This window comes from Staphylococcus sp. GDY8P85P (assembly GCF_017892405.1).
GTDB classification, from domain to species: domain Bacteria; phylum Bacillota; class Bacilli; order Staphylococcales; family Staphylococcaceae; genus Staphylococcus; species Staphylococcus borealis.
In genome coordinates this window covers 31,825-44,954 of sequence record NZ_JAESLA010000017.1, presented here as the reverse complement: position 1 = coordinate 44,954, position 13,130 = coordinate 31,825, and the positions used below count along the sequence as shown (strand labels likewise).

Annotated in this window: 13 protein-coding genes; 8 read left to right on the top strand and 5 right to left on the bottom strand. The window is 35.0% G+C overall.

The features are described 5' to 3' along the window. Positions 1-12: 12 nt before the first annotated feature. Positions 13-507 carry a GNAT family N-acetyltransferase gene (locus tag KA828_RS04085; protein ID WP_210125471.1) on the bottom strand — a complete coding sequence of 165 codons (495 nt, stop codon included), beginning with the start codon at positions 505-507 and terminating at the stop codon, positions 13-15. Positions 508-664: 157 nt separating this feature from the next. Here KA828_RS04085 and srtA point away from each other — a divergent pair, with 157 nt between their 5' ends. Together srtA and KA828_RS04075 are read left to right on the top strand one after the other, a co-directional pair. Further along, positions 665-1,267, top strand: coding sequence for a class A sortase SrtA (gene srtA, locus KA828_RS04080; RefSeq protein ID WP_193838949.1), 603 nt, complete (start codon positions 665-667; stop codon positions 1,265-1,267). Between the two features lie 270 nt (positions 1,268-1,537). Next, positions 1,538-2,335 (top strand): Cof-type HAD-IIB family hydrolase, encoded by a 798-nt coding sequence (locus tag KA828_RS04075; RefSeq protein ID WP_075108157.1) that lies wholly within the window; start codon positions 1,538-1,540, stop codon positions 2,333-2,335. 64 nt (positions 2,336-2,399) lie between these two features. Here KA828_RS04075 and KA828_RS04070 read toward each other — a convergent pair whose 3' ends face one another. Continuing rightward, on the bottom strand, positions 2,400-3,392 hold the full coding sequence (locus KA828_RS04070) for a D-lactate dehydrogenase (protein WP_075108156.1): 993 nt from the start codon (positions 3,390-3,392) through the stop codon (positions 2,400-2,402). Positions 3,393-3,711: 319 nt separating this feature from the next. Between KA828_RS04070 and KA828_RS04065 the strand changes: the two genes are divergently transcribed. From KA828_RS04065 to KA828_RS04055, 3 genes are all read left to right on the top strand, one after another. After that, the gene (locus KA828_RS04065; RefSeq protein WP_210125470.1) at positions 3,712-4,368 is read left to right on the top strand and encodes an NAD(P)H-dependent oxidoreductase; all 657 of its coding nucleotides are present in this window, start codon (positions 3,712-3,714) and stop codon (positions 4,366-4,368) included. 222 nt (positions 4,369-4,590) lie between these two features. After that, positions 4,591-6,084, top strand: coding sequence for an aldehyde dehydrogenase family protein (locus KA828_RS04060; protein WP_210125469.1), 1,494 nt, complete (start codon positions 4,591-4,593; stop codon positions 6,082-6,084). A 157-nt stretch (positions 6,085-6,241) separates the two neighbouring features. Further along, on the top strand, positions 6,242-7,150 hold the full coding sequence (locus KA828_RS04055) for a phosphate/phosphite/phosphonate ABC transporter substrate-binding protein (RefSeq protein ID WP_210125468.1): 909 nt from the start codon (positions 6,242-6,244) through the stop codon (positions 7,148-7,150). Between the two features lie 266 nt (positions 7,151-7,416). Here the strand turns inward: KA828_RS04055 and KA828_RS04050 are convergent, their stop codons facing one another. Together KA828_RS04050 and KA828_RS04045 are read right to left on the bottom strand one after the other, a co-directional pair. Then, entirely contained in the window at positions 7,417-8,223 is an 807-nt protein-coding gene (locus KA828_RS04050) for a VOC family protein (protein WP_075108152.1), read from the bottom strand. A gap of 365 nt (positions 8,224-8,588) precedes the next feature. Continuing rightward, complete coding sequence (locus KA828_RS04045) at positions 8,589-8,870, bottom strand: GNAT family N-acetyltransferase (protein ID WP_193838955.1); 282 nt, start codon at positions 8,868-8,870, stop codon at positions 8,589-8,591. Between the two features lie 173 nt (positions 8,871-9,043). Between KA828_RS04045 and KA828_RS04040 the strand changes: the two genes are divergently transcribed. Beyond that, positions 9,044-10,006: a metal ABC transporter solute-binding protein, Zn/Mn family gene (locus KA828_RS04040; protein WP_210125467.1), complete on the top strand. Its 963-nt coding sequence runs from the start codon at positions 9,044-9,046 to the stop codon at positions 10,004-10,006. A 45-nt stretch (positions 10,007-10,051) separates the two neighbouring features. Here KA828_RS04040 and aldA read toward each other — a convergent pair whose 3' ends face one another. After that, positions 10,052-11,479 carry an aldehyde dehydrogenase gene (aldA, locus tag KA828_RS04035; protein WP_210125466.1) on the bottom strand — a complete coding sequence of 476 codons (1,428 nt, stop codon included), beginning with the start codon at positions 11,477-11,479 and terminating at the stop codon, positions 10,052-10,054. A 176-nt stretch (positions 11,480-11,655) separates the two neighbouring features. On the opposite strand from aldA, the gene mhqR reads away from it, so the two are divergent. Beyond that, positions 11,656-12,090, top strand: coding sequence for a MarR family transcriptional regulator MhqR (gene mhqR, locus KA828_RS04030; protein WP_210125465.1), 435 nt, complete (start codon positions 11,656-11,658; stop codon positions 12,088-12,090). Between the two features lie 63 nt (positions 12,091-12,153). Beyond that, a complete protein-coding gene (mhqE, locus tag KA828_RS04025; RefSeq protein WP_210125464.1) occupies positions 12,154-13,122 on the top strand; it encodes a ring-cleaving dioxygenase MhqE in 969 nt (322 codons plus the stop codon). The last annotated feature ends 8 nt before the right edge of the window (positions 13,123-13,130 follow it).

Sequence of the window (13,130 nt, the reverse complement as noted above, 5' to 3'; positions counted from 1 at the left end):
CTTACTTTTCTTTTATTTTGCATGTAAATCATATTGGTAAAATGCTAGGTCTAACCATTGATTAAATTTGTAGCCAACATTCGTAATGGTGCCTGCATGTTTAAAGTTAAATTTCTTATGTAATTGGATACTACTGTTATTCGACGCATCGATACCGGCTACAATGGTACGATAATTCTTCAATCTCGCATCGTTAATAAGATGTTGTAGTAATTGGGAAGCAATGCCTTTGCCACGATTCGATTGATCAACATAGATTGAATGTTCAATCGAATATAAGTAGGCAGGCCAATTTCTAAACTGACCATAAGTCGCAAAACCCACGGCTTTACCTTCATATTCAAATACAAATATTGGTTCTTGTGCTTGATGTTTTGCGTCAAACCAAGCTTTTCGTTCATCTAGCGTTTGGACATCATAAGTATAAACGGCTGTTGAATGTAATATTGCGTCATTATAAATAGCTAAGATTGCCGGTAAATCTTCAAGTACTGCTTCTCTAATCATTATGGCACCTACTTTTCAAAGTTTGTTTCAGTTTATAGCGAGAATTGTTTTGTTGCAACTGTATGTCATTAAATATGACACGATGAATTAAATTAAACTTATGAAGTAAAAATGATATACTATGACCTAAGAAAGTACATTAAAGGAGTAACATATAATGAAGAATTGGATCAATCGATTGATGACAATCATTGGGGTCATCCTCATTTTAATAGCAATATATTTATTTGCTAAGCCACACATTGATAATTATTTACATGAAAAAGACAACGACAACAAAATTGAACAATATGATAAAAACGATAAGTCAAATAGTAAGCAAACGCCGACGATTCCTAAAGACAAATCTAAAATGGCTGGTTATATCTCAGTACCAGATGCAGAAATTAAAGAACCAGTTTACCCTGGTCCTGCGACACCAGAACAGTTAAATCGCGGTGTAAGCTTTGCTGAAGAGGATGAGTCACTAAGTGATCAGAATATTTCTATTGCTGGTCACACATTTACCGATCGACCACATTACCAATTCACTAACTTAAAAGCAGCTAAAAAAGGGAGTAAGGTTTACTTTAAAATAGGGAATGAAACACGAGAATATAAAATGACAAGTATCCGTGATGTTAATCCAGACCAAGTGGAAGTCCTTAATGAACATAAAGGCGAGAAGAATCAATTAACATTAATCACTTGTGATGATTATAATGAACAAACTGGCGTTTGGGAAAAGCGTAAAATATTTGTTGCGAAACAAGTGAAATAATGAATTACCTTAAAAGCTAAAGCATTTAAGTGTTTGGATTTAAGCATTGCCTGAATTTAGAAACGTAAGTTAATCGGAGTGAAACAGTACATTCATTAAGAATGCTGTTTCACTCTTTTTAATTTAGCTATCAAAATGAAGGGCGCTATTTTTAGCGTTTGTACACAATTTCAGAATGTGAATATAGTTTCATCATGAAAGCGTAAACTTCAACCTTAAAGAGATGACAGATATAATAAATGTGAATACAACGGACTAGGGGGAGTACACATGGTTAAAGCAATAGCAGTAGACATGGATGGCACGTTTTTAGATTCAAATAAGCATTATGATAAAGACCGTTTTGAGAAGATCTTCAAAGCATTAAAAGAACGTAATATAGAATTTATAGCCGCAAGTGGCAATCAATTTGCGAAACTAAAATCTATATTTGGCGAAAGAGATATGTTCTTTATTTCTGAAAATGGTGCAGTGATCTATAAAGGAAATACGCTATACAATCATCGTAGCTTTAATACATCGAATTACAAAGCAGTGGTTGATTATTTAAATATTGAGCGAAACATTAGTGAATTTATAGTTTGCGGATTGAAAAGTGCTTATATTTTAAAAGACACGAGTGAAGCTTTTAAGAAAGATGCCCATTTCTACTATCATCAGTTAGAGGAGATTGATTCTTTTCAGCCTTTGCCAGAAGATGAATATGTCAAAATTGCATTAAATATTAATCGAGACACACATTCGACATTAGATGAGGATCTAGAAGCGAAATTTAGCGACATCATTAAACTCGTATCTAGTGGACATGATAGTATAGACATTATTATGCCAAACATGACAAAAGGCCAAGCACTTCAGCGCTTGTTAAAAGCGTGGGATATGTCTGCTTCTGATTTGATGGCATTTGGAGATGCGAACAATGATAAAGATATGCTTGAATTAGCTGAGCACAGCTATGTTATGGCTAATAGTCATGATGAAACATTATTTGAAATCGCAAAAGCAGTCGCACCAAGCAATGATGAACAGGGCGTCTTACAAGTGATAGAACAAGAAGTATTGAAATAATAAAAAATCAGGAGAATACGCAACTTTTAGCGATCTCCTGATTTTTATTTATTAAACACATATCTTAGTTTAATTGAGTTTCACATTTACCAGTATTAATAACTGATAATGCTGCGTTTAATCCGCCTTCAACTAAATTTCTCACAGCTTCATCAGAGAAGAATGCGATATGTGGAGTGACCAAAATATTTTCATGTTCAATTAATTCTAATAAAGTTTCATCTTTGATGTCTTTACCAGTCCAGTCATAAGTGAAGTAGTCTGCTTCGTTTTCATAAGTATCAATCGCAGCACCGTATAATGTACCATCATTAACTGCTTTAATTAATTCTGGTGTATCAATAACAGCACCACGAGCCGCATTTACTAATACTGCACCTTTTTTCACTTTAGCGAACATATCAGCATCGAATAAGTGGAAACTTTCTTTGTTTGCTGGTACGTGTAATGAAATGATATCAGCATCAGCAATTGCTTCTTCAACTGAATCTTTATATTCTAAGAAGTCTAAAGAATTGTTAGGGTATGCATCGTAACCTACTACTTTAGCTCCGAAACCAGCATAAATTTTACCAGTTGCAGCACCGATACGTCCTGTACCGATAATCGCTACTGTCATATTTTTAACAGGTGTAGACATGATAGGAGCAGCCCATTTGAAATTATGTTCTTGAACACGTTTTTCAATTGCAGGGAAACGACGTACTAATTGTAAAGCGATAGACACTGAATATTCAGCAATTGTTTCTGGTGAATAGCTAGGTACATTTGAAATGATGATGCCATGTTTTTTAGCTAATTCTAAATCGTACATGTCGAAACCAGCAGTACGTTGAGCGATTTGTTTAATTCCATATTCTTCAAGTTTTGGATAAACAGATTCTGCTAATTTACCAAATTGCATTGTAGTGACACCATCGAAACCTTTAGCTAAATCAACTGTATCTTCACTTAAGATTTCTTCAGTTGTAACAACTTCAACATTGTTCGCTTTACCCCAGTTTAAAGCGTCATTTTTCTCGTAGTCACGAGTTCCATAAAACATAATTTTTGTCATTTTAATAACCTCACTTCATTTTGTATGAATTTATAATTAATAAATAAGTTTTCCTAAGTTGTCTATAGAAATGTGAATTATTAATAGGAATAATGATTTGAAACATCTCTATTACTTAACTTACAAATATATTATATTGTGAATTTATTCACAAATCAATAGGGAAATTGAAATTTATTTTTTCAATTGTTAAAAATTTCACATAAAAATAGTAAATTTCCATTTATTTTTAATTGATGACAATTGTAAGCGTATAACTTTAGGCTAAAGGAAACGTCTTATATAATCAAATTAGTATAATCTAAGGAGGAAATATTTTATGAGTTCGATGCAAGATACAATCCTAAACGCGTTTAATTTCAGACATGCAACGAAGGAATTTGATCCAGAGAAACATGTGAGCGATTCAGATTTTCATACAATATTGGAAACGGGGCGCTTATCACCAAGTTCATTAGGGTTAGAACCTTGGCGTTTTATTGTTCTAGAGGATGAAGATTTAAAAGAGAAATTAAAACCTTATAGTTGGGGTGCACAAAAACAACTCAGCACTGCTAGTCATTTTGTTATTATTCTTGCACGCAAAAACGTGACTGCTGACTCAGACTATGTACAACATATCGTTCGAGGTATCAAAAAATATGAAGAAAGTACGATTCCAGCAGTAGAAGACAAATACAATGACTTCCAAACAAGTTTCCATATTAATGATAACGAGAGAACATTGTTAGATTGGGCAAGTAAGCAAACGTATATTGCTTTAGCTAATATGATGACATCTGCAGCATTATTAGGTATTGATTCATGTCCTATGGAAGGATTTGATTTGGATAAAGTTACTGAAATTTTAGCTGAAGAACAAGTTATAGATACAGAACAGTTTGCGCCATCTGTAATGGTTGCGTTTGGCTATCGTAAACATGATCCTAAAGCTAAAGTACGTCAACCAGCCGATGATGTCATCGAATGGGTTTAATGAAGTGTAAAGAGAGCGTCTTGGACATCAATCAATGTCTCAGGCGCTCTCTGTTCTTAATGTTTAACTACTTATAAATATGGAAATGAAATACAAGCAAGTTAGTGTATTTAAAAATTTAAATAAGGTAAAATAGCATTAGCTTTAAGCAAGCGCTTACATTTGATGTAAACACAACGCACATATGGTTTTTCATAAATATTTATAAAGGGATGATGAAAAATGACAAAAGTAAACGTTAAAGATTTCTTAGAGGAACAATACGGTTTATTTATCAACGGTGAATTTCAAGCAAGTGAAAGTGGAGACACATTAACTGTAACTAACCCCGCTAATGGTGAAGATTTAGCTAAAGTAGCCAAAGCAAGTAAATCTGATGTTGATAAAGCAGTTAAAGCTGCACAAGATGCTTTTGACAGTTGGAGTAAAACATCTAAAGAAGAACGTGCGGATTATTTATTAGAAATTAGTCGTCGAATTCACGAAAAGGTTGAACACTTCGCGACAATTGAATCACTTCAAAATGGTAAGCCTTATCGAGAAACATCAACAATTGATGTGCCATTAACAGCCAATCAATTTAAATATTTCGCAAGTGTATTAACGACTGATGAAGGTTCAGTCAATGAAATTGATGACAATACAATGAGTTTAGTGATCAATGAACCAGTTGGTGTCGTTGGTGCTGTCGTTGCATGGAACTTCCCAATTCTATTAGCTTCTTGGAAACTAGCGCCAGCATTAGCTGCAGGTAATACAATTGTAATCCAACCATCGTCTTCAACACCTTTATCATTAATTGAACTTGCAAAAATTTTCCAAGACGTATTACCTAAAGGTGTTGTGAACGTCTTAACAGGTAAAGGTTCTGAATCAGGTGACGCGATTTTCAATCATGAAGGCGTTAATAAATTATCATTTACAGGTTCTACGGATGTAGGTTATGGTGTTGCTAAAGCAGGTGCTGAACGCATTGTACCAACAACATTAGAACTCGGTGGTAAAAGTGCAAATATCATTTTTGATGATGCTAATTTAGATCTAGTAATTGAAGGCGTTCAATTAGGTATCTTATTTAACCAAGGTGAGGTTTGTAGTGCAGGCTCACGTTTATTAGTCCAATCATCAATTTATGATAAAGTAATGCCGAAACTTAAAGAAGCGTTTGAAAATATTAAAGTAGGCGACCCATTCGATGAAGATGTCAAAATGAGTGCGCAAACAGGTCCAGAACAGCTTGAAAAAATTGAAAGTTACGTTAAAATTGCCGAAGAAGATAGCAATGCTAATATCTTAACAGGTGGTCATCGCTTAACTGACAATGGACGTGATAAAGGATATTTCTTCGAACCAACAATTATTGAAATTAACGACAATAGCCATCAATTGGCACAAGAAGAAATTTTCGGACCAGTTGTCGTTGTTGAGAAATTCGAAGATGAAGCAGAAGCAATCAAAATTGCAAACGATTCTGAATATGGTTTAGCAGGTGGTATCTTCACGACAAATATTAATCGTGCACTAAACGTGGCTAAAGCGATAAGAACAGGTCGTATTTGGATTAATACGTATAATCAATTCCCAGCTGGAGCACCATTCGGCGGTTACAAAAAATCAGGTATCGGTCGAGAAATTTATAAAGATGCAATCAAAAACTATCAACAAGTTAAAAACATCTTTATCGATACAAGTAATGAAACTAAAGGCTTATACTAAGTTAATACGTATATCTGTTACAAACTGAATCAGGGCTATCTGCAAAGTCAAAGACTTTGTGGATAGCTTTTTTTATACATTTACACTTCTTTATAATAGAAATACGTTATAATACAATTTAAGTCTTTAAAATTTATATTTTACAAAAGGAAAAATGATGAAAAAAATAATTGTATTATTCATGAGCTTTATCGTGCTCGTCGTCGCACTCAGTGGTTGCTCACCAAAAGAGGATAAACGTTCAGACGATTATAAACCAGAAACGCTAAATGTTGAATTTGTACCTTCACAAAATGCAAAGACATTAGATGCTAAAGTTAAACCATTACAACAACTGTTATCAAAAGAATTAGGCATTCCTGTGAAGGTACATATAGCGACTAACTATAATACGATGGTAGAAGCATTAAAATCAAAAAAAGTAGATGTGGCCTTTATTTCACCTGTGTCTTATACAATCGCGCATGACCAAGGTGCTGCAGATGTACTATTAAAATCTAAAGGTTATTTGGTAGATGATAAAGGACATCCAACTTCGAAATTGGTCGACTACTATCGTTCACAAATTGTAGTACGTCAAAATAGTCATTTACAGACGTTAGAAGATTTAAAAGGTAAGAAGGTAGGGTTACAAGATCCAGAATCTACATCTGGATATATTTATCCTATGGCTAGCTTAAAAAAGGTACATATCCATCAAAATGACATTAACATTGCTCAAATCAAAGGTCATGATCAAGCATTGATAGCATTGTTAAATGGTGATGTCGATGCCGTAGCAACATACCAGGATGCACGCGCAGATTTAAAACGTGATTACCCAAATATCTATAAAGATACTAAAGTGATTTATAGAACAGAAAAAATACCCAATGATACGATTTCAGTGCGTAGTGATATGGATCAGCAATGGAAAACAAAAATCAGTAACGCATTTTTAGAGATGAGTAAAACAAAGAAAGGTAAAACAATACTGACAGATATTTATGGACATCAAGGCTATGAGAAAGCGAAAGATAGCGATTTTGACACAGTAAGAAAGTATCGAAAACTTGTTGAAGAATAAAAAAATAAGGGAGTGGGACAGAATTCTTTTAAATTCGTCGTCCACTCCCAGTTTGCTTTGCTTGTAGAATTTCTTGATGAAATTCTCTTTGTTGGGGCCCCACCCCCAAGGATGACTAGAACTGAGAAAAGCTTGATTTAAGCGCCTTCTCAGTTCAGTCAGCTATTGCGAATTTGCAAAATAGCTTCATTATATTATTTATGTCCGGACTCTTTTTAAATGGTGTGTTTATTAAACGATGGCAAGTAGTGATTAAACGAATCATTCTATCCAGGAACTACGCTTGTATCACTATGAACTGTAATATCGAAACCTTCAGGTGACGTTATATTTTCTTCTTTAGCATTGGGTTTATAGATATCAAAGTGAACTAAGCCGTAAGTATTGTCATTATCTGTTCTAACTTGATTTGATTGCCAAACATTAGCGGCGATATGATGATGATAGTTTTGTGTAGACATAAATAATGCTTGTGGGAAATTAGAAATATGTTCTAATCCAATTTGTTCAATATAAAAGTCACGTGCCTGTCCTAAATCGTGTGTTTTAAGATGCAAGTGCCCGATTTTGCCATCAGCTGGCCAACCAGCCCAACCGTCTTCTGTACGTTGTGCAATTAAATCATCTGCATCTACAGCAAGTGTATCCATTTTTACGAAATGACCATCCCATTGCCATTCTTCAGATGGACGATCTTGATATACTTCAATGCCGTTACCTTCTGGATCATTAAAGTATAATGCTTCACTAACAAGGTGATCGCCACCACCTACAGGTACGTTTAAACGACTAGCGTGGAATAAAAAGTTTGCTAAATCTGCACGTGTAGGGAGTAAGTAAGCAATATGGAACAAACCAGCTTCTCTAAATCCTGGACGACGTCCATCTTCAAGATAGTGTAATGTTAATGTATGTCCATTTGCGCCAACATTGAAAATAACGTGTTGGTCGTCTTGTTCTTTAATTGAAAATCCAAGAATGTTTTTATAAAAGTTAGTCATTTTAGTTAAGTCTTCAACGTTCAATGTAATATTCGTAACTTGTGTTGCTTCAGTAGTGTGAAATGCATTCATAATGTAGTGCCTCCTAAGATGAATGGATCATCTTCATTTATTATTTATATTAAGTATAATAAATATACTACTAATCATTAAATTAAGCAAGAAAGTTGTTTTCTAAATTTTAAATGCATGAAAAAAGGGAGAGGGACAGAATTCTTTTAAAATTCGTTGTCCCACCCCCGCAAGGATGACTAGAACTGAGAAAAGCTTAAATTAAGCGCCTTCTCAGTTCAGTCAGCTACTGCGAATTTGCAAAATAGCATCATCTTGTTATTTATGTCCCAGGCTCACTATACAAGCCTGATTATAGCCTAAAAGCTCTGTATCGATTTAATGTGCGTGAACGCTTATGTGCGCGTCGTTATATTTGAAGTGGATTATCCAAGATAAACATCTTGATAATCTTCATTTTTTTCTAATACATTTTTCGCAAATGGACAAGATGCGATAATTTTTAAGTTGTTTTCTCTTGCATAATTGACAACAGCTTCAACTAATTGTTTGCCTAAACCTTGTCCACCTAGTTCATCTGCAACACCAGTGTGATCAATATCAATTTCATTATTATCTACTTGTTTAAACGTAATGACTGCTTGCGCATTGTGTTCATCTTCTCCAACATAGAATTGTTGGTTACCTTTTTTAATATCTTGTGCCATATAACGTCACTCCTTTAATAATGTCATACTTATATGTATCACTTTTGAAGCAATCCGAAACATGCATGAACTAAATATTAAAATACAAAATAGATAATAAATATAAATATTGCATTATTACATTATTAAAGATATAGTTGTAAACGAATTTGCTACGTCTTGGAGGGGTCTGTGTGAAGAGGATAATCTATTTCTTTATTGTTTTGTGTCTCTGTATGACTGTAACGGCTTGTAGCACAGAACAATATTCGAGTGCCAAAAAGAAAGATATCTCAACGGATAATAAATTAAATATTTATACTACCGTATTTGCATTTGAAAGTTTCACTAAACAAATTGGTGGCAAATACGTCAATGTTGATACGATTTATCCTCCGGGTGCAGACACGCATACATATGAACCAACACAAAGAGATATGATTAATATTGCGAAAAGTGATGTGTTTATCTATTCAAGTGACGACCTAGATCCAGTTGCTAAGACGATTACAGAATCAATGACGAATAATGATATGAAATTAGCCGTTGCGTCTGATTTAAACCATCATACATTACTTGAAGAAGACCATGACCATGATGAACACGAGCATCAACATAATCATGAAGCGGGCAGTCATGATCCACATGTTTGGCTAGACCCAGTACTAGATAAGCATTTTACAGAAAAAATTAAGAATGATTTAGTCAAAAGAGACCCTCAACACAAAACATATTATGAGCAGAATTTTAAAAAATTAAATCAAGACTTAACAGATTTAGATCAAAAATTAAAAGTAATTACTGAACATCCTAAAAGGCATAAAGTTATTATTTCGCATGATTCATTAGGTTATTTAGCAGAACGTTACCACTTCCAACAAGAGGGTGTCAGTGGTATGAATAATGAAGAACCAAGCCAAAAGGATATTCTTGCACTTATTAAACAAATTAATCATACGCAACAACCCTATATACTCTATGAACAAAATATTACTTCTAAGATAACGGATGTTATTCGTGACGAGACCAATGCAAAACCATTAAGTTTTAATAATTTGTCTGTATTATCCAAAGAACAAGCTAATGATAAAGGTTTAACTTTTCAATCAATCATGAAGAAGAACATTAAAGCATTAGATAAAGCATTAAATCATTAAAAACCCCCTAATCCTTTTTACAGGAATTAGGGGATTTATATCTCATTATTCATATCTAATATAGCTTACAGTTGTATTGTAGTATTCTTCGAAACCGTGAATACCATCTGCACCACCTAAGCCAGATTCTCTCCAGCCAGCGTGGTAGCCATTAACGACTTCTTCTGCTTCGCAATTCGCATAAACTTCACCGAACTTCAAGCGTTCTGTCGCTTTCATGACTTCTTTTAAATTCTCTGAGAAGATATAAGAAGATAAACCTGCATTTGTATCATTTGCGGCATCAATTGCTTCATCAAAGTCATTATAAGTTGTAATAGCTAGGACAGGACCAAAGATTTCTTCTTTAAAGGCACTGTCTTCTTTTTTAACATTGTCTAAAATGGTAGGTGCATAGAAGAAACCAGCACGATCTAATTTATGACCACCTAAGACTAAGTCAGCACCATTTTGAATAGCGTCTTGTACTTTGCGATCAATACTATCTAACTGTGTTTGATTAATAATGGCACCATAATCCGTGTTAGCATCTAACGGATCGCCCACTTGTAATTCACTCATACGTTGTTTGGCTTTATTGACAAAGTCTGTGTGCACATCTTCATGAACGAAGATACGTTCTGGACACGTACATACTTGACCTGCATTATTAATTCGCGCAGTTACAATATAATCTACTGCTTTGTCTAAGTTTGCATGCGGCGTCACTAAGACAGGTGCATTACCGCCCAATTCTAGATTTACTTTTTTAACAGTATTGGCTGCATGTTGATAAACGGCTTTACCAGCACGCATACTTCCTGTTAACGATATAAGTTGAACATCTTGATGTGTGGCGAGTTGCGTACCAACTGTTTCTCCAGTACCTGGTACGATTTGAATTAGGCCGGCTGGTATTGTTGAAGCACGGAATAATTCAGCCAAACGTAAAGTGAGTAATGTCGTCTCTTCACTTGGTTTGATGACGATTGAGCACCCCGTTACAAGTGCAGGAATAACTTTACGCATTAAGACCATAATGGGTGCGTTCCATGGAATAATACCGGCAGTCACGCCCACTGGTTTCTTTATTAATTGAATGGTTTCATTCACTACGCTATTTTGTAGGACTTCGCCTTTATTACGCATGCTTAAACTTGTCATATAGTCGATAAATTGTATCGCTTTATCAATTTCACCTTCAGCTTGTGCCAACGTTTTACCTTGTTCTTGAACATACAATTGGGCTAACGCGTCTTTGTTCTGCTCTAATAAAGGAATTAATAATTTTACATGCTCTGCACGTGTAGGTGCGGGCACGTTTTCCCATTCAAGTTGTGCATGTTTAGATTTTTCGATTGCCTCGTTAACTTCGTCCTCAGTTGCGAAAGTAATTGTATCAAATGTTTCACCTGTTGCAGGGTTGATAACGTCCATTGTGTTATTAGACTTACTCTCTACAAATTCATTGTTAATAAATAATTGATTGGTCATTTGAGACACCTCCAACGTTAGTATTCCCTGTAACTACCATTTCCATGCTTATTTCTTTTTGAAAAAGATAGTAATCAAACGCGCATAAATTTATAATAGAACTAACGTATTGACGATAAGTTGAAATACGTGTACAATTTATCTCGAAATCGAAATAAATTAAAGGTGGTGCGTTAATGGATCGCACGGAACATTCATTGAAAGCATTTATTGGTCTTAATAGAGCATTAGATAGATTAGAAAAAATCGTACAGCAAGATGTGAAAAACTATGGACTGAATGTCACAGAATTCGCAGTATTAGAATTACTTTATAGTAAAGGCCCACAACCGATTCAACGTATTAGAGATAGGGTGCTCATCGCAAGTAGTAGTATTTCATACGTAGTGAGTCAATTAGAAGAGAAGGGTTGGATTACGCGTGACAAAGACTCATCAGATAAGCGCGTATATAATGCAACACTTACCGACAAAGGGCAACAATTTATGGCAGACATTTTCCCCCAACATGCTGCTACGTTAGAACAGGCGTTTTCTTTTCTATCAGAAGAAGAATTGATAACGATTCAACAAGCATTCAAAAAATTAAGTGCGCAAACAACAGAAGTGTAAACCTGTGCACTTTAATTTTTTAACTTAAATTATCTCGAAATCGAAATAAATGGAGGGTGACTTATGATAGACACTAATTTGTTAGGTATTCATCACGTAACGGCGATTACAGATGATGCTGAACGTAACTATAAATTTTTTACAGAAGTACTTGGTATGAGACTTGTTAAGAAGACGGTAAACCAAGATGATATTCAAACGTATCACACCTTTTTTGCAGATGATGAAGGATCAGCAGGTACTGATATGACATTCTTTGACTTTCCTGGTATACCACAAGGACGTAAGGGGACAAATTCGATTACGAAACCATCATTCCGTGTACCAAATGATGAGGCACTAACCTATTATATGCAACGTTTTGATGCGTTTGGTGTGAAGCATGAAGGAATCCAAGACGTATTAGGTAAGAAGGTATTGCCTTTTCAAGAAGCAGATGGACAAGATTATCAATTAGTATCTGATGAGGGCGATAGCGGCGTGTCACCTGGCAAACCTTGGAAGAACGGCCCGGTTCCTGAGGATAAAGCGATTTATGGTTTAGGACCAATCGAAATTACGGTGAGCTACTTTAATGATTTCAAGCGTTTGTTAGAGCGTATTTATGGCATGCGAACAATCATAGATGAAGACAATGTAGCATTGCTCGAAGTTGGTGACGGTGGTAATGGTGGTCAAGTGATTCTAAGAAGAGATGAAGATGGGCCAGTTGCTGTTCAAGGATATGGTGAAGTACATCATGTATCATTTAGGGTTAAAGATCATCAAGCGATTGAACAATGGTTGCACAAATACAATGACATAGGTACACCTCATTCTGGTTTAGTAGATCGCTTTTATTTTGAAGCCTTATATGCACGTATAGGCCACATCTTGTTGGAAATTTCTACTGATGGTCCTGGATTTATGGAAGATGAACCATATGAGACGCTAGGTGAAAAATTATCATTACCGCCATTTTTAGAGGAACAAAGAGAGACAATCGAATCTCAAGTACGACCTTTTGATACTACCGGTAAAAGTGATAACTAAGGAGGGAT